At 55.5% G+C, this 16007-nt stretch carries 18 protein-coding genes; 11 read left to right on the forward strand and 7 right to left on the reverse strand.

Features of this window, described 5'->3' with window-relative positions:
• Positions 1-18: 18 nt before the first annotated feature.
• Complete coding sequence (locus BM069_RS11670) at positions 19-891, reverse strand: uroporphyrinogen-III synthase (RefSeq protein WP_093323880.1); 873 nt, start codon at positions 889-891, stop codon at positions 19-21.
• Between BM069_RS11670 and tsaD the strand changes: the two genes are divergently transcribed.
• Genes tsaD through BM069_RS11695 form a run of 5 tightly spaced genes read left to right on the forward strand, consistent with a single transcriptional unit; the run spans position 830 to position 4017 of the window.
• A complete protein-coding gene (tsaD, locus tag BM069_RS11675) occupies positions 830-1927 on the forward strand; it encodes a tRNA (adenosine(37)-N6)-threonylcarbamoyltransferase complex transferase subunit TsaD (protein WP_093323881.1) in 1098 nt (365 codons plus the stop codon). The genes BM069_RS11670 and tsaD overlap by 62 nt on opposite strands.
• On the forward strand, positions 1924-2877 hold the full coding sequence (locus BM069_RS11680) for an NAD(P)H-dependent glycerol-3-phosphate dehydrogenase (RefSeq protein ID WP_093323883.1): 954 nt from the start codon (positions 1924-1926) through the stop codon (positions 2875-2877). Before tsaD ends, BM069_RS11680 begins: the two co-directional genes overlap by 4 nt.
• 3 nt (positions 2878-2880) lie before the next feature.
• Entirely contained in the window at positions 2881-3156 is a 276-nt protein-coding gene (locus BM069_RS11685; RefSeq protein WP_093323884.1) for a YciI family protein, read from the forward strand.
• The gene (locus BM069_RS11690) at positions 3156-3575 is read left to right on the forward strand and encodes an EVE domain-containing protein (protein ID WP_093323885.1); all 420 of its coding nucleotides are present in this window, start codon (positions 3156-3158) and stop codon (positions 3573-3575) included. Before BM069_RS11685 ends, BM069_RS11690 begins: the two co-directional genes overlap by 1 nt.
• Positions 3576-3621: 46 nt before the next feature.
• Positions 3622-4017 (forward strand): DUF1761 domain-containing protein, encoded by a 396-nt coding sequence (locus tag BM069_RS11695; RefSeq protein WP_093323887.1) that lies wholly within the window; start codon positions 3622-3624, stop codon positions 4015-4017.
• 209 nt (positions 4018-4226) lie between these two features.
• Here BM069_RS11695 and BM069_RS11700 read toward each other — a convergent pair whose 3' ends face one another.
• Positions 4227-4568, reverse strand: coding sequence for a DUF2853 family protein (locus BM069_RS11700; RefSeq protein WP_093323888.1), 342 nt, complete (start codon positions 4566-4568; stop codon positions 4227-4229).
• A 192-nt stretch (positions 4569-4760) separates the two neighbouring features.
• Between BM069_RS11700 and BM069_RS11705 the strand changes: the two genes are divergently transcribed.
• Positions 4761-5771 (forward strand): Gfo/Idh/MocA family protein, encoded by a 1011-nt coding sequence (locus BM069_RS11705; protein WP_093323890.1) that lies wholly within the window; start codon positions 4761-4763, stop codon positions 5769-5771.
• Here BM069_RS11705 and BM069_RS11710 read toward each other — a convergent pair.
• On the reverse strand, positions 5768-6637 hold the full coding sequence (locus tag BM069_RS11710) for a ribokinase (protein ID WP_093323891.1): 870 nt from the start codon (positions 6635-6637) through the stop codon (positions 5768-5770). The genes BM069_RS11705 and BM069_RS11710 overlap by 4 nt on opposite strands.
• Positions 6638-6799: 162 nt before the next feature.
• Between BM069_RS11710 and mutS the strand changes: the two genes are divergently transcribed.
• Complete coding sequence (gene mutS / locus BM069_RS11715; protein WP_093324142.1) at positions 6800-9412, forward strand: DNA mismatch repair protein MutS; 2613 nt, start codon at positions 6800-6802, stop codon at positions 9410-9412.
• Positions 9413-9414: 2 nt separating this feature from the next.
• On the opposite strand, the gene BM069_RS11720 is transcribed toward mutS, so the two are convergent.
• Genes BM069_RS11720 through hrcA form a run of 3 tightly spaced genes read right to left on the reverse strand, consistent with a single transcriptional unit; the run spans position 9415 to position 12157 of the window.
• Positions 9415-10467 carry a TPM domain-containing protein gene (locus BM069_RS11720; RefSeq protein ID WP_170846739.1) on the reverse strand — a complete coding sequence of 351 codons (1053 nt, stop codon included), beginning with the start codon at positions 10465-10467 and terminating at the stop codon, positions 9415-9417.
• Positions 10468-10522: 55 nt separating this feature from the next.
• Positions 10523-11083 carry a nucleotide exchange factor GrpE gene (locus tag BM069_RS11725; RefSeq protein ID WP_093323894.1) on the reverse strand — a complete coding sequence of 187 codons (561 nt, stop codon included), beginning with the start codon at positions 11081-11083 and terminating at the stop codon, positions 10523-10525.
• A gap of 9 nt (positions 11084-11092) precedes the next feature.
• Positions 11093-12157 (reverse strand): heat-inducible transcriptional repressor HrcA, encoded by a 1065-nt coding sequence (gene hrcA / locus BM069_RS11730; RefSeq protein ID WP_093323896.1) that lies wholly within the window; start codon positions 12155-12157, stop codon positions 11093-11095.
• Positions 12158-12294: 137 nt separating this feature from the next.
• Here hrcA and rph point away from each other — a divergent pair, with 137 nt between their 5' ends.
• The 4 genes from rph to BM069_RS11750 are packed head-to-tail and all read left to right on the forward strand — an operon-like array spanning position 12295 to position 15119.
• Positions 12295-13008 carry a ribonuclease PH gene (gene rph / locus BM069_RS11735; protein ID WP_093323898.1) on the forward strand — a complete coding sequence of 238 codons (714 nt, stop codon included), beginning with the start codon at positions 12295-12297 and terminating at the stop codon, positions 13006-13008.
• Entirely contained in the window at positions 13005-13616 is a 612-nt protein-coding gene (gene rdgB, locus BM069_RS11740) for an RdgB/HAM1 family non-canonical purine NTP pyrophosphatase (protein ID WP_093323900.1), read from the forward strand. The genes rph and rdgB overlap by 4 nt, the downstream gene beginning before the upstream one ends.
• The gene (hemW, locus tag BM069_RS11745) at positions 13609-14766 is read left to right on the forward strand and encodes a radical SAM family heme chaperone HemW (RefSeq protein WP_093323902.1); all 1158 of its coding nucleotides are present in this window, start codon (positions 13609-13611) and stop codon (positions 14764-14766) included. The genes rdgB and hemW overlap by 8 nt, the downstream gene beginning before the upstream one ends.
• Positions 14766-15119, forward strand: coding sequence for a YbaN family protein (locus BM069_RS11750; RefSeq protein ID WP_093323904.1), 354 nt, complete (start codon positions 14766-14768; stop codon positions 15117-15119). Before hemW ends, BM069_RS11750 begins: the two co-directional genes overlap by 1 nt.
• On the opposite strand, the gene BM069_RS11755 is transcribed toward BM069_RS11750, so the two are convergent.
• Positions 15109-16002, reverse strand: coding sequence for a ParB/RepB/Spo0J family partition protein (locus BM069_RS11755; protein ID WP_093323905.1), 894 nt, complete (start codon positions 16000-16002; stop codon positions 15109-15111). The two genes, BM069_RS11750 and BM069_RS11755, sit on opposite strands and share 11 nt — an antisense overlap.
• Between the last annotated feature and the right edge of the window lie 5 nt (positions 16003-16007).

Genomic DNA, 16007 nt, shown 5'->3' on the forward strand with positions numbered 1-16007 from the left:
TGCGGTCGCAGAACCAATCTAGGTCAGCGGCCCGCGGTCCTCAATATTCTCTACTGCGTCCAACAGTCCTTTTACCGCGTCAATCATAGCACTGACGTTGGGTTCAGCGGCCACAATCCGCTCAACTGCGGGCAAATTTCGCACTGTCTCATCTATCACGGAGCTCAATACGGCCAAAAATAACGGCGCTCTGCCTTGAATCTGGTTGTACTCATTTAGAAACTGCATTGCCGTTCGTGGCGAAAAAAGGGGAACAACCACGGGGGTTTCCCGCGTCAAAATGTCTTTGGCCTCATCGGTCAGACCGCACAATTCCTGATCATACACAATGGCTTCGCGCGTCGCTATTCCCGCTTCAGACAAACGGGTTGCAACATCTCCTCGGGAAATGTTGCCACGGAGGTGCAACAATGGACCGGTCGGGGCGTCAGCCGTAATTCTTGCAATCAAAGTACCAGAATTTCCACCGGCAGCTGTGGCTAACCATCCCTTCGACCTCGCGACTGCAGCGGTGGCCTGACCCACGCACCACGCTGGCAAATCCGACGGCGGGGCCGCTTCAACCCCGTTTACGGATGTAAAAATGACCCCAGTAAAACCCACGTAGGAAACCGGCTCCGTGGTTTTCTCCACCCGCAGCAGCGGGGACATCAAAGTATCCTGCCCAATCCCATCGTCGCGCATTGCAGCCACAAACCGGTCCGCCGCGGCCGCCGGCCGCGTGATCAGGATGGTGGGGGACAAATCGCTCATGAAAAATGTGCCGGGATTGTTTGAACCGCCTTCCGGTGTTACCTGCCTAAAAACAAAGGCGCAACGGCAAGGACCCATGACAAAGTCTCTCACCATCCTCGGACTGGAAAGCAGCTGCGACGACACTGCGGCCGCCATCTTGCGTCAAACCGGCAGTGATGCTCCGGAAATCCTCGCCTCGGTTGTCTATGGCCAAACCGAGTTGCATGCACCTTATGGGGGAGTTGTCCCCGAAATAGCGGCCCGCGCTCATGCCGAGAAACTGGACCTTTCGGTTGAAGAGGCTTTGAGTTCCGCCAACGTATCCCTTGCAGACATCGACGCAATCGCTGTGACCTCGGGCCCGGGATTGATCGGTGGCGTTCTTTCGGCCGTGATGTGCGCAAAAGGTCTCTCCGCAGGTCTCAACATCCCACTCGTCGGTGTGAACCATCTTGCTGGGCACGCCCTCACACCGCGTCTGACCGATCAGGTATCTTTTCCCTATCTGATGCTGCTTGTCTCAGGCGGCCATTGTCAGTTCCTCATCGCGCATGACCCCGAGAAATTCTCGCGCCTCGGCGGCACTATCGACGACGCGCCGGGCGAAGCCTTTGACAAAACCGCCCGTCTTTTGGGTCTTCCTCAACCTGGAGGCCCGTCGGTGCAGAAAGAAGCTGAAAACGGAAACCCGAAAGCGCATCGTTTTCCGCGACCTCTTTTGGATCGACCTGGCTGCGATATGTCTTTCTCTGGCCTGAAAACCGCCCTGCTGCGCGCCCGCGACGCCATCATCTCAGACAAAGGGGGGCTGACCGTGCAAGACCGCTCCGACCTTTGCGCCAGTTTTCAAGCGGCCGTGGTTGACGTTTTGGCGGAAAAAACTCGTCGCGCTCTCGAAATCTATATGGCTGAGAACCCTCCCACGCCCCTACTCGCTGTCGCAGGAGGCGTTGCGGCAAATACGGCAATTCGAGCACGGTTAGAGACTGTTTGCGCGGATCGAGGCGTCACATTTACAGCCCCTCCGCTTACGTTGTGCACGGATAACGCCGCCATGATTGCCTTTGCGGGTCTAGAACGGTTTAAATCCGGTGCGCGTGACGACATGAGCCTGTCGGCCCGTCCGCGCTGGCCCTTAGATCAGAGCGCACCAGCCCTACTGGGCAGCGGCAAAAAGGGAGCTAAAGCATGATTTCGATCCTTGGGGCCGGCGCTTTTGGCACAGCACTTGCGGTTGCCTTCGCCCGCAATGGCACTCCTGTATCTCTGTGGGCGCGTGATGCGGTTGCTGCTAAAACCATGCAGGACACACGCCAGAACACGCGCCTTCCAAATGTAAACTTGCCTGAAACAGTCTCTGTTACTGCGGATTTTGCCTCTGCCATTGCCGATGTCGTGCTTTTAGCCGTGCCAATGCAGAAACTTCGCGGTCTGCTAGAAACTCATCCGGAACTCTCCGGACACACCCTTGTCGCCTGTTGCAAGGGAGTTGAACTTGGGACCCAGCTTGGACCGGTGGCGGTGATCCGCGATGTGCTACCAGATGCAACGCCAGGCATTCTCACCGGCCCCAGTTTCGCATCTGACATCGCACGCGGCCTGCCAACGGCACTGACGCTTGCTATTGCAGACGATACCGCAGGCAAGGCGCTGCAAAAAAACCTGACTTCCCCCAATATCCGCATCTACCGAACCGCCGACACCGTCGGCGCAGAACTTGGCGGCGCACTTAAGAACGTCATTGCGATCGCTTGCGGGATCGCCATTGGCGCCGGTTTCGGCGACAGCGCGCGCGCCGCGTTGATGACACGCGGCTACGCAGAAATGCAACGTATGGCCCGCGCGCTCGGGGCACAGCCCGAAACTCTCTCCGGTCTGTCTGGATTTGGGGATTTGACGCTAACTTGCTCGTCTGAACAGTCCCGAAACTATCGCTTTGGTCTATCACTTGGCCGCGGAGAGGACTTTGACCCATCCGTGACTGTCGAAGGAGCGGCCACAGCCCGCGCCGCCGATGCCCGCGCCAAATCCATGGATATCGACATGCCCATCACCGCAGCCGTGGTCGCCGTGCTTGATGGGGGCTTGCAAATCCGTGACGCCATGGAAATGCTGCTCGCAAGACCACCCAAGGAGGAATAACCCATGCTGATCGCACTCATCGCCAAAGACAAACCCGGCGCGCTGGATATCCGCAAAGCGAACCGTGATGCCCATGTCGCCTATCTCAAGGACTCTGGCGACACGATCATGATGGCGGGCCCGTTTTTGGATGAGGCGGGCAACATGTGTGGCTCGCTCATTATCCTGAACGTCGCTGACATGGCCGAGGCCAAAGCTTGGGCCGCTGGGGATCCCTACAAGGCCGCTGATCTTTTCGACAGCGTCGAGCTGAAACCCTGGAACAAGGTTTTGGGCTGATGCGTTACTGGCTGTTCAAATCCGAACCTTCGACGTGGAGCTGGGACCAACAGGTCGCCAAGGGCGAGGAAGGCGAAGAGTGGGACGGCGTGCGCAACTATCAGGCGCGCAATTTCATGCGGGAAATGGCCGTAGGCGACCGCGGCTTCTTTTATCATTCGCAGAAAGAAAAATCCGTGGTCGGTGTGGTGGAAGTCTGCGCTGCGGCCCACCCAGACAGCACCACCGATGACGAGCGCTGGGAGTGCGTCGATATCAAAGCGGTTAAGGTGGTGAAAAACCCTGTGACACTCGACATGATCAAGGCAGACCCGCGCCTTGCTGATATGGTGCTGGTGAGAAATTCGCGACTGTCCGTGCAACCTGTCACCACTGCCGAATGGCACATCATCCTTGAGATGAGCGGTTCTCAAATCTGAAAATTCCGGCATACTTCCCAAGCGAACGAATAGACGGGGAGAAAAAATGGGATTTGTCGCAGTGTTGGCCGCCGCAGTGGCCTCTTATGTGTTCGGTTCAATCTGGTATATGGCGCTTGCTAAACCGTGGATGGCCGCGGCAGGTGTCGAAGTCGGCGAAGACGGCCGACCGATCAATTCCAAGAACCCAACACCATACATTCTCGCCTTTGTCTGTGCGATTGTTGTTGCCGGAATGATGCGGCACGTCTTTGCGCTTTCCGCCATAAATACCCTCGACAAAGGGCTGATTGGCGGCTTTGGAGTGGGTCTCTTCCTTGCCACACCTTGGATCGTTACCAACTGCGGATTTGCAGGCCGTCCTGCAAAACTGATGCTCATCGACGGCGGTTATGCCACTATTGGGTGCACGATAATCGGGGCAGTGCTAACGCTTTTCTGATGAGTAAACGGATGCCCGACCAGCACCTCGAATCCTCTGCTTCCCCACGCGCTCATAATTGGATCGCCTATTTGCCGCTTCCTTATTTGCTGGGCCAACATTCAAGAGCTCTCAAGGAACAAGTGTTTGGAAGTTTCCTCAAGGACGGAAAGCAAAAACGCCCGCGGCATCCAAGCGCGCGGGCGTTATGTTTTCTGGTCGGGTTCGGCTTAACCGTACACGGCCTCTTTGCCGAAATGCTTGGTCAGCATGTAGTATACAACGGCGCGATACTTGTTGCGCTCAGATTTGCCGTAGGTCTCGATGACTGCATTGATCCCCTCCATCAGTTCCGGACCGTCGCTCAGCCCAAGCTTTTTGATGAGGAAGTTGGTTTTGACAGTTTCAAGTTCGCTTTCCTGAGAACCGGCTACAGTTGACGCATCATCATTATAGATCGCCGGACCGCACCCAATAGTCACTTTGGTCAGCAGGTCCATATCGGGGGTCATTCCGCATTTGTTTTTCAAATCATCAGCATATTTTGCGATCAGATCGTCACGTTTGCCCATTTTTCTCTCCCAGGTTTTGGCCCATCGGCCTTTTTCATTTTGTGCCCCTTGTGGCTGCTTGCGACAGTAAACAGGGTTCGAGCCCAGACAAAGGGAAATCTCCTCCCTATTTCCCCATAACCGTTGCGCTCTCTGGTCAACAAATTTCAATGCCCCTAGGGTGCGCCCATTGCTAAAGGGAAATGAACGAAAATGCTGCGTTGGGGTATCATCGGAACCGGCTTCATCTCACATGCCATGCTGCGCGCAATCTCAACGTCGGAGAGGTCTGTGGTGACAGCCATAGCCGGCCGAAACAAGACGGCACTGGCGGAACTTCAATCGCAGTATAGCGTTGATCTTGGGTTCACCGAAACAGATGAATTGCTAGCATCAGAACAGGTCGACGTGGTCTATATTGCCCTTCCCAACCATCTACACGCTGAAGCGACTGCTGCGGCAATGGCGGCTGGCAAACCTGTGCTATGCGAAAAATCGCTCACGGTCACAATGGATCACGCAGACCTATTGGCAAGGGCCGTACGCCAAAGCGGCCTCTTTTTTGCCGAGGGATTGATGTACCTTTCCCACCCCCTCATGGAGCAATTCACCGCTCTTTTGCGCGACCCGTCTCTAGGCTCCCTCCGTTCCGTTTCCGGCTATTACTCGGCTGATATCTGGCAAGTGGTGAACCCTGAAGGTGGCGGCACTCTCTACAATCTGGGCTGCTATCCGTCGTCCTTGTTGCATCTTGTGGTTAAAACAATGTGCGGAGAAGACGCTTTTTCAAAGCGTCATATCTCAGCGCATGGCCTTAAGAACAACGACGGCAATATACAGGACACCGCCGCTGTTATTCACTTTGAAAATGGTGTTCTTGCAACACTACAAAGTTCTGACAGCCACGGCATGACACACAGCTTTGAGATTGTGACAACAACAGGAAAACTGCGCTTTGACACAAACCCATGGCTGCCGGAGGCGGGAGTCAATCGCATGATCTGGCAGCCCTATGTGGGTGCAGCACGCGAAATTCTGGTTAAGGATGAAAATGACGCGTTCTACCATCAAACAAGGATGGTAGAACGCGCTTTGGCGCAGGGACAAACCGAGGCACCACGTCCTGCCCCTCGCCTGTCAGACAGTCTGGAAATCATGCAATTTCTGGCAGATTGGGACGCGGCTGCGGGGGCTTCCTTCCAGCCCCACGCAACGACGGCTTAAAATCGTGCTTCATCCACATCCTTGAGGTCCGGAATCACGTCTGCCGTGCCGTGTCGTGTCACCATCAAAGCGGCGGCACGCATGGCAAGTGCGATCGCTTGCTCCATTGGCAACCCACGGTCACGCGCCGCAAGGACGAAGCCTGTGAACGTATCTCCTGCGCCAGTGGTGTCCACGGCTGTTACAGGCATGGCAGGGAAGTCTCGGGTTTGACTTCCATTGATCCAACGCGCGCCTTTGGCACCCAACGTTATGATCACATCGGCAATGCCCAGCGCCTCAGGGGTTTTGCCAATTGATTGGGCCAGCTGCTCAGCTTCCACCTCGTTCAGGATCAGAAAATCCAAGTAGGGCAATATCGCTGCCGTTGCAGAGGCATCAAACGGCGCTGCCGCATAAGCAACATAGAGACCCAGATCGCGCGCCGTTTTGGCCATTTCTGCCTGCATTAGAGTCTCATTTTGGACCAGAAGGATGTCGCCAGCCGCAGCTTCGGACAAAGCAGCCTCCTGTGTCTCGGAAGGAATGGCATGATTTGCACCCGGAAGCAGGACAATGGCATTTTCTCCTGCGTCATCGACATTGATAATGGCGTGGCCTGTGGGCGTATCAGCAAGAGTGGCAACATGGCGTGTGTCGACGCCGGATTCCATCATTTGATCCCGCGCCCAAAGACCGTCAGCCCCAACCGCGCCGATATGAATGGTACGGGCACCCGCGCGCGCGGCGGCGACTGACATGTTCGCGCCCTTGCCGCCAAGACCTCTGGAAAGGCCGGTGGAGGCCAAAGTCTCGCCCGGTCCGGGTAGGTGTGGAACGCGATAAAAATAGTCTGCGTTGATTGAGCCGAGGTTGAAGATTGCCATATGAGATGCCCTTTTTGACCACATGATCAAATACGTGCCGACCTGTCCATCGCAGATTATCCGATTTGCGCGTTTCCTCCTATGCGTGGGTTTGCTATCTCATGAAGACCGAAAACTTGGGGGTTTTGAGCAGTGAAAGGCGACAAGCCAACTGTGACGCCGATGATGGCGCAATATCTGGAGATCAAAGCGCTGTATCCGGATGCATTGCTGTTCTATCGGATGGGCGATTTCTACGAGATGTTCTTTGACGACGCGGTTGCGGCGGCAGAAGCGCTGGATATTGCCTTGACGAAACGCGGCAAGCACGACGGGGCGGATATCCCCATGTGTGGCGTGCCGCATCACGCCGCCGAAGGGTATTTCCTGACACTTATCCGCAAGGGATTTCGGGTGGCTGTCTGTGAACAGCTGGAGAGCCCTGCGGAGGCGAAGAAGCGCGGCTATAAAGCGGTTGTGAAGCGGGATGTTGTGCGACTGGTGACGCCAGGTACGTTGACCGAGGATAGTTTGCTGGATGCGCGCAGGCACAATTTTCTGGCGGCTTTCTCTGTGGTGCGTGACGAGGCCGCGCTCGCATGGGCAGATATTTCGACCGGCGCGCTACACGTGATGCCAATGGCGCCTGTTCGGCTGGGACCAGAATTGGCGCGACTTGCTCCGAGTGAGTTGCTTGTTGCCGAAGGTGCGGAAGCAGACGTCAACGCTGTGGCAGATGACATGGGAGTGTCAGTGACGTCGGTTTCGCGCGGTAGTTTCGACTCTGTTTCTGCGGAAAAGCGGGTTTCTTCGCTGTTTAAGGCGTCGTCACTCGAAGCTTTCGGCACCTTTGGGCGGGCCGAGGCGGGCGCACTTGGTGCGATCGTGGACTATCTGGAAATCACCCAAAAAGGAAAGCTGCCTCTGTTGCAGCCGCCGGTGCGCGAAGCAACGCATGGGGTGATGCAGATTGATGCGGCGACGCGACGCAATCTGGAACTGACCGCGAGCCTGTCTGGTGGGCGCGCGGGATCGTTGCTGGAGACCATTGATCGGACTGTGACGGCCAGTGGAGCGCGGCTGTTGGAACGGCGGTTGTCGTCGCCGTCTCTGTCGCTTGAGGCGGTTGGGCGGCGATTGGATTCCGTAAGTTACATGACCGAACAGCGTGGTGTTGCGGCGGATGTGCGCGACAGCCTGCGAAAAGTGCCGGATCTGGATCGGGCGTTGTCGCGCCTATCTTTAGACCGTGGCGGGCCGAGGGATCTGGCGGCGGTGCGCAACGGGCTTGGTCAGGCGGGCGAATTGGCCACGCGCGAGTTTGGGAACTTGCCAGCCGATCTGGCAACCGCGCGGCAGGCACTGGAGGGACATGACAAACTGCTCGACCTTCTGGAAGATGCGCTGATCGCGGAGCCACCGTTGTTGGCGCGCGATGGTGGGTTCATCGCGCCGGGGTTTGACGTAGAACTGGATGAAAGCCGCGAGTTGCGTGACGAAGGGCGCGGCGTGATTGCAGGCATGCAGACGCAGTATTCGGAGCAGACCGGCATTGCAGCGCTGAAGATCAAGCACAACAACGTGCTGGGATATTTCATCGAGACCACGGCGAAACATGCGGATGTGATGATGTCACCGCCTTTGTCGGAGACCTTCATTCACCGCCAGACCACCGCCAATCAAGTTCGGTTCACTACCGTTGAGTTGAGCGAGATGGAAACCAAGATCCTGAACGCCGGCAATCGGGCGTTGGAGATTGAAAAACGGCTCTATGACAACCTGAAAGGCGCCATTCTTGAACGCTCATCACAGGTTGCGACAGCCTCCAAGGCATTGGCTGAGTTCGATCTGGCGAGTGCGTTGGCGGAGCTTGCCATCGCCGACAACTGGACGCGCCCCGAGGTCAATGACAGCCGCGATTTTGCCATCGAGGGCGGGCGACATCCGGTGGTGGAGGCGGCCCTGCGCAAGGTAGGTGATCCGTTTGTTGCCAACGATTGCGACCTGTCCGGAGGCGATGCGGCAAGCATCTGGTTGCTGACCGGTCCCAACATGGCAGGTAAGTCGACCTTCCTGCGGCAGAACGCCTTGATCGCTCTTTTGGCGCAGATGGGAAGCTTTGTTCCCGCAGACAGCGCAAGAATTGGCTTGGTAAGTCAACTCTTCAGCCGTGTAGGCGCGAGCGATGATCTGGCACGGGGTCGCTCGACGTTTATGGTCGAGATGGTGGAAACCGCTGCAATCCTCAATCAAGCCGATGACCGCGCACTTGTGATCCTTGACGAGATCGGGCGCGGCACAGCAACCTATGACGGCCTATCAATTGCATGGGCGACGCTGGAGCATCTGCATGATGTGAACAAATCCCGCGCGCTGTTTGCCACGCATTATCACGAGATGACACAACTGGCGAGTAAGATGGCGGGTGTGGACAACGCCACCGTGACCGTACGCGAGTGGGAGGGTGAGGTGATCTTCCTTCACGAGGTCACTCAGGGCGCCGCAGATCGCTCCTATGGTGTTCAGGTGGCACAGCTGGCCGGCCTTCCTGTGGCAGTGGTCGAACGAGCGCGTGTTGTGTTGGATGCGCTTGAAAAAGGTGAACGCGAAGGCAAAGCACAGAAGGCGTTGATTGATGATCTTCCGCTGTTTGCCGCAACGCCTGCCCCGATGCCGGCTTCACCAAGCGGGCCGTCACCGCTTCAGCAGAAGCTTGGCGACGTGCATCCCGATTCGCTGACCCCGCGTGAGGCGTTGAGCCTGATTTATGAGTTGAAAGAAATGTCGGAAAAATAGCTCTACCAACTGCCCGACGCGCCACCGCCTGATGAACTGCCACCACCAAAAGAAGACCCGCCAGAGGACGATGAGCTGGACGATTTCTTAGGGATGACGCGCGTTACACTCCAGCTGTCATGGCAATGGTGGCAAGAATAATCGATCCGCTTTTTGCCGGTTGATGTTGTGGTTGCGGATTCAAGGATCGTGGAATCGCTTTCCAAAGTCTTGTAGTTACACGACCGGCAAGCGCCGTATCGAGAAAACAGATTCTTGTAGCCTTCGATTGTTCTGTGGTCGCAGCGCATGCAGCACCAGACATCGTAATCTTTGCTCTTGAGGCGCTCTTCGGTGATTTGCCCAGCCTGCAAATAGTCGTCGTCCAGGTCCTCTTGAATTCGTTCCATTTTGGAGCCGTCATTGGGGCACCGACGAGGACGATTTCGTTTCCAGCGGCGAAATAAAAGAACTGCGGCCCCTGCCGCAGCGGCCCAAACCGCATAAATCCATGCACCTATGCGATCGACGGTGCGACGTGTGGCGTTGAGGGCTTTTTCGACACCCGTGGCATCGGCCTCACCCGGCCACTGACCTGTCAGATTGTGGAACACATAATCCACGCCAGTATTGATGCCGGTAAAGTAGTCGCCCTTTTTGAAATGAGGAGTGATCACCGTGTCGATAATGTTTTTCATTGGGGTGTTCTTGTCGGATCCATAACCTGAACCGACCTCGATCCGCATCAAACGATCGTTCACGGCAACGAGCATCATGACGCCATCGTTTCGCTCCGCATCTCCAACCCCCCAATGATTGAAAAGCCCGGTTGCAAAAGGTTCAATCTGACCGTTGTGGGCATAGCTGAACATGCTGTCGATGGTGACAATTGTAAATTCGATGCCGTGATCGCGACGCAGTTCCACAAGCTTTTCTCGAATTTTGAGCTCTTCTTGTTCGCTTAGAAGAAAAGCAAAATCATTCACATAAAGCTCATCGTAATTCGGATAGTCCGCAGCCAAGGCGGCATTGATCCAAACGAAACAAGCAACAAGGGACAAAAGCAGGTTACGCAATAGAAAAGGCTCCCGTGGTAGACGGGAGCCTTTTAGCAAGGTTTTTGCCGTGTGTTTAGCCCGGGTTCGAGCTGACACCAACTTGGGCAGGCCGAAGAAGCCGGTCGTGCAACATGAACCCCTGCGCAGACACCTGAATGATGTCGCCGGATTTTGTGTTGGGAACTGGGGCTTCGAACATCGCCTCATGGATGTTCGGGTCGAATTTGTCGCCAACTTCAGGGCTGACGATTTCGATGCCGTGCTTGGAGAAAGTCTTCAATAGCTCGCGCATGGTGAGTTCAATACCTGCGATTAGCGCGGCCGAGGCTTCTTTCTGTTCGTCTGTGATCGTTTCAACGGCGCGTTTCATATTGTCGAAAACCGGCAACATATCACGAGCCAGCTTAGATCCACCGTATTGTTCGGCCTCGCGGCGCGCTCTGTCGCCACGTTTGCGCGCGTTCTCGGCATCAGCCAGCGCGCGCATCCAGCGGTCTTTCAATTCATCACGCTCTGCGCGAAGCTCGTCCAGCTCGATCGCATCGTCTTCCAGTTCGTCAAGAGACTGGGCAAATTCTTCTGCTTCGGCCTCTGCCAAATCGTCCAGAAATTCGTTGTCTTTCGGCTCTGCCATAATGCACCTCTAACCGCGGTCGGAGAGGAGTTTTCCGACCAGCTGTGCCGTGTAATCCACAATCGGCACGATACGTCCATAGTTCAGGCGCTTGGGTCCGATGACCCCGACCGCGCCCACGATCTTTCGATCAGCGTTCATATAAGGGGAAACCACCAAAGAGGAACCCGAAAGTGAAAAAAGTTTGTTCTCTGAGCCAATAAAAATGCGCACACCGTCGCCTTCTTCGGCAAGCTGCAGGAAATCGGCAATGTCACGCTTACGTTCCAGGTCATCAAAGAGGGTACGGATTCGATCAAGGTCTTCCTCATCCTCCTCTGCACCCAAAAGATTTGATCGGCCCCTTACGATCAAACGCTCAGGTTGCTCTTCGCCGTCAGCCCAAAGGGCCAACCCGCTTTCCACCATGTCTCTCGCCAGCGTATCTATCTCCTGTCGCCGAGCCTGAATTTCCTTTCGCACCGCAGATTGCAATTCTGAAAGCGTGCGACCCTCTGCAACCGCATTGAGGAAATTGGCGGCTTCGCGCAAAGAGCTCGGAGTCTGTCCGACGGGTGGAGTAAACAAACGGTTTTCGACGTGACCATCCGCAAAGACCAGCACCACAAGAGCGCGGTCGTGAGCCAGCGAAACAAATTCGATATGCTTGATGGGCGCTTCGTGTTTAGGCGCCAACACCAGAGAGGCTCCATGTGTGACACCGGACAGGGCTGTAGATACGCGATCCAGCATCGATCCGACATCGCCTCCCGTGTCCCCCATGGTGGCGTCAATCTTCTGGCGATCACCGGTGTCGAGGTCGCCAACCTCAAGCAGGCCATCGACAAACATACGCAAACCCATCTGCGTCGGTATGCGGCCGGCTGATACATGCGGGCTATCCAAGAGCCCCATGTACTCCAGATCCTGCATCACATTGCGGATTGTCGCGGCACTGACCTTTTCTGAAAGGGATCGCGTAAGTGTGCGGGAACCGACGGGGCCACCCGTGTCCAGATAGCCCTCCACCACGCGGCGAAACACTTCGCGAGAGCGATCGTTCATTTCGTCAAAAAGTGTTGTGCTGTCTGTCATGGATTTTTGCCTCTGACTGACCATTAAAAGGGACAGAGCGCCAAGGTCAATCAGGTGCTTGTAAGTTGGGGGAACGGGCTTGCCCCACCCTGCCCGCGCGCGTATGCCTTTGCCAAACAGCAAAAGGAATATTGCCCATGCGCCCTTCCGGTCGTCAGCTTAACGAAATGCGTGATGTGTCGATTGAAACCAACGTCACAAAACATGCCGAAGGGTCATGCCTGATCAAGATGGGCGATACGCACGTGCTCTGTACCGCATCTTTGGAAGCGCGCGTTCCGCCATTTATCAAAGGCTCCGGACTCGGCTGGGTGACAGCGGAGTACGGGATGCTTCCACGTTCGACTTCTTCGCGCATGCGCCGTGAAGCCACTGCCGGAAAACAAGGCGGTCGCACCGTCGAAATCCAACGGCTCATCGGTCGCTCCTTGAGGGCCGGTGTCGATCGCGTTGCGCTTGGCGAACGTCAGATCACCGTAGACTGCGATGTGATCCAGGCGGACGGTGGCACACGCTGCGCATCAATCACCGGCGGATGGGTCGCCCTGCGTCTTGCCGTAAATGCATTGATGAAAGCCGGCGACGTGAAAACTGACCCTTTGATTTCGCCGGTAGCGGCGGTTTCCTGTGGCATCTATGCAGGCCAACCCGTGCTGGATCTGGACTATCCGGAAGACAGCGAAGCAGGCGTTGACGGCAACTTTATCATGCTCGGCAATGGTCAAATGATTGAGACTCAAATGTCAGCTGAAGGATCGACCTATTCGCGGGACCAAATGAACCAACTTATTGATTTGGCGGAAAAAGGTGTGGCCGAGCTGGTTGCCGCGCAGGAGGCAGCAACCGCATGACCCGCAAGTTTACCGACAAAAAGTTGCTTATGGCGACCCACAACAAGGGCAAGCTGGAGGAGATGATCCACCTGCTTGAGCCCTTTGGTGTGAGTGTGGTCGGTGCGGCAGACATGGATCTTCCCGAACCGGAAGAAACTGAAGACACTTTTGTCGGAAACGCACGCATCAAGGCGCACGCAGCCGCACAGGCAACTGGCCTGCCTGCTCTGTCGGATGACAGTGGGATCACGATTGACGCGCTTGGCGGCGCTCCCGGTGTATACACCGCGGATTGGGCTGAGACTGGCAATGGTCGTGATTTTGTCATGGCCATGACGCGCGCCAACAATGAGCTGGAGGCCGTCAACGCGCCCCACCCCAGATTGGCACAATTTCGGTCCACTTTGGTTCTTGCATGGCCTGACGGACATGACGAAGTATTTGAAGGCGTTGCCCCAGGACATCTGGTCTGGCCGATGCGCGGCAAGGACGGTTTTGGCTATGATCCAATGTTTGTTCCCGAAGGCTACGATGTGACCTTTGCCGAAATGGATAGGTGGGAAAAAAACAAGATCAGCCATCGCGGACGCGCGGTGCAGGCCTTTGTTAAGGGCTGTTTTGAGTGAAGATTGGCAGAACGGCGGCTTTGGGCTTTATGTCCACTGGCCGTTTTGCCAAGCCAAATGCCCCTATTGCGACTTTAACAGCCACGTAAGCCGCGAGATCGACCAATCACGCTGGCTTAGAGCCTATTTGGTCGAGTTGGACAGAGTAGCAGCCGAAACCTCCGGACGAGTACTGAACACCGTTTTTTTCGGCGGTGGTACTCCGAGTTTAATGGACCCCGATGTCGTCGCCGCGATTTTGGAACGCGTTCGCCAGCTTTGGCCAACGTCAAATGACATGGAAATCACCCTTGAGGCGAACCCGGGTTCTGTGGAGGCGGGAAAGTTTGCCGGATTCCGAGACGGCGGTGTGAATCGGATCTCAATGGGCATTCAGGCTTTAAACGATCGGGATCTTCAGCGATTGGGTCGCATCCACTCGGTGGATGAGGCCAGACAAGCATTTGAAATTGCAAGAAAAACTTTTGACAGGGTCAGTTTTGATCTGATCTACGCCCGTCAGGACCAAACGCTTGAAGGATGGACATTGGAGCTTCGGGAAGCTTTGTCGATGGCAATTGATCACTTGTCCCTCTATCAACTTACAGTGGAACAAGGCACGGCGTTCGGCGACCGTTACGCCCGCGGAAAGCTTCGTGGTCTGCCTGAAGATGACCTCGCCGCAGACATGTACGAAGCCACTCAGGAAATCTGCGCTGACGCGGGCATGTTGCCCTACGAGGTTTCGAATTATGCCTCCGTGGGTTCGGAATCCCGCCACAACAAGATATACTGGCGGTATGGCGACTACGTCGGCATCGGCCCTGGGGCACACGCCAGAATGACATTGAACGGCCAACGTTATGCCGTTGAAAACTGGCGCAACCCAAACAAGTGGCTGGAAATGACCGAGTCCGGAAACGGCGAGAGTCTCCGGGAAAAAATCCCACTTGATGGACAAGCCGCTGAATTTTTGCTGATGGGCCTTCGATTGACAGAAGGTGTGAGCATAACACGTTATGAAGCACTGTCCCGTCAGTCATTGGAAGGCCCGCGAATGCAGAACCTAATCGATCTCGGCATGATCGATCATCAAGCGGACACTCTTCGTGTTTTGCCGCAAGGGCGGATGGTGTTGAATTCCGTCTTGGCCGAACTGTTGGCCGACTGATGCGCATTGTTTGGTTGATCGGTGGCCTTCTTGCTCTTGGGTGCGGTTTGATTGGCGTTGTACTGCCTCTCCTGCCGACAGTCCCTTTTCTGTTGCTGGCCACGTTTTGCTTTGCACGGTCCTCCGAGCGGCTTCACAATTGGCTTTTGTCGCACGGGACCTTTGGACCGATGATCGAAGATTGGAATCGCAACGGTGCAATCCGCCCAAGCGCCAAAAGGGCAGCAACACTGTCCATACTGGTCGTTTTTTGCATTTCTCTGGTTTTTGGCGTCAAAACCACCGTTTTGGTCATTCAAGCGGTGGTTTTGAGCGCGGTACTTTTTTTCATCTGGACGCGGCCTAACGGCTAGCGGTCAGAATTCGGCACAATTCATCAAGCTCATCAAGCGTTTGATAAGTAACGGTAATTTTTCCAGATTCTCCGCCGGATACATGATCTACGCTGACTTTCATACCCAAATTCGCCGAAATATCGCCTTCTAGCGCGACCGTATCGGCGTCCTTGTGGGTCTTGGGTCGAGATTTTTTGTTTTGCTCGACGAGAGAGCCCGTTTTTTTGGCCAACTGTTCGGTCTGACGTACAGACAAACCACCCTTGATAACCTTTTTGGCCAGCTCGGACGCGTCGTCAGATGTAATCAATGCACGCGCATGACCAGCGGACAGGTCGCCGGATTTCAGATAACCGAGGACATCATCAGGCAAGTTCAACAACCGCATCAAGTTGGCGATGTGGCTGCGGCTTTTACCAAGCGCCTCTGAAAGTTTTTCCTGTGTGTGCCCGAATTTTTCCATCAACTGACGATATCCCATCGCCTCTTCAACTGGGTTCAGGTCCGCCCGTTGAATGTTTTCGATGATAGCAATTTCCAGAACTTCAGTATCGTCATACTCCCGCACAACAATTGGAAGTTCGTGCAACTGAGCCATCTGTGATGCACGCCAACGACGTTCACCGGCGACGATCTCAAACTGATTGGCTCCCTTTTTGCGAACGATCAAAGGCTGGATGACACCCTTTTCTTTGATCGAACTCGCAAGTTCCTCGAGCTGATCAGGCGTAAAATCTCGTCGCGGCTGGTCTGGGTTTGGGACGATTCTTTCAATCGGCACCACCATATCCGGCCGTCGAGCGGCCTCTTGCGTTTTTTGGCGAGTGTTATCCTCAGTAACATCCGCCATTAAGGCACTCAAACCACGGCCCAAACCGCGTGTCTTTTTCTTTTCTGCCATTCCGT

The sequence above is a fragment of the Shimia haliotis genome, from assembly GCF_900114415.1.
Taxonomy (GTDB): domain Bacteria; phylum Pseudomonadota; class Alphaproteobacteria; order Rhodobacterales; family Rhodobacteraceae; genus Shimia; species Shimia haliotis.

Excerpts from the sequence above, each read along its gene's own strand:
- tsaD (WP_093323881.1), top strand. The coding sequence starts at position 830 with ATGACAAAGTCTCTCACCATCCTCGGACTGGAAAGCAGCTGCGACGAC.
- BM069_RS11670 (WP_093323880.1), bottom strand. The coding sequence starts at position 891 with ATGGCGGCCGCAGTGTCGTCGCAGCTGCTTTCCAGTCCGAGGATGGTG.
- BM069_RS11680 (WP_093323883.1), top strand. The coding sequence starts at position 1,924 with ATGATTTCGATCCTTGGGGCCGGCGCTTTTGGCACAGCACTTGCGGTT.
- BM069_RS11685 (WP_093323884.1), top strand. The coding sequence starts at position 2,881 with ATGCTGATCGCACTCATCGCCAAAGACAAACCCGGCGCGCTGGATATC.
- BM069_RS11690 (WP_093323885.1), top strand. The coding sequence starts at position 3,156 with ATGCGTTACTGGCTGTTCAAATCCGAACCTTCGACGTGGAGCTGGGAC.
- BM069_RS11695 (WP_093323887.1), top strand. The coding sequence starts at position 3,622 with ATGGGATTTGTCGCAGTGTTGGCCGCCGCAGTGGCCTCTTATGTGTTC.
- BM069_RS11700 (WP_093323888.1), bottom strand. The coding sequence starts at position 4,568 with ATGGGCAAACGTGACGATCTGATCGCAAAATATGCTGATGATTTGAAA.
- BM069_RS11705 (WP_093323890.1), top strand. The coding sequence starts at position 4,761 with ATGCTGCGTTGGGGTATCATCGGAACCGGCTTCATCTCACATGCCATG.
- BM069_RS11710 (WP_093323891.1), bottom strand. The coding sequence starts at position 6,637 with ATGGCAATCTTCAACCTCGGCTCAATCAACGCAGACTATTTTTATCGC.
- mutS (WP_093324142.1), top strand. The coding sequence starts at position 6,800 with ATGATGGCGCAATATCTGGAGATCAAAGCGCTGTATCCGGATGCATTG.
- BM069_RS11725 (WP_093323894.1), bottom strand. The coding sequence starts at position 11,083 with ATGGCAGAGCCGAAAGACAACGAATTTCTGGACGATTTGGCAGAGGCC.
- hrcA (WP_093323896.1), bottom strand. The coding sequence starts at position 12,157 with ATGACAGACAGCACAACACTTTTTGACGAAATGAACGATCGCTCTCGC.
- rph (WP_093323898.1), top strand. The coding sequence starts at position 12,295 with ATGCGCCCTTCCGGTCGTCAGCTTAACGAAATGCGTGATGTGTCGATT.
- rdgB (WP_093323900.1), top strand. The coding sequence starts at position 13,005 with ATGACCCGCAAGTTTACCGACAAAAAGTTGCTTATGGCGACCCACAAC.
- BM069_RS11750 (WP_093323904.1), top strand. The coding sequence starts at position 14,766 with ATGCGCATTGTTTGGTTGATCGGTGGCCTTCTTGCTCTTGGGTGCGGT.
- BM069_RS11755 (WP_093323905.1), bottom strand. The coding sequence starts at position 16,002 with ATGGCAGAAAAGAAAAAGACACGCGGTTTGGGCCGTGGTTTGAGTGCC.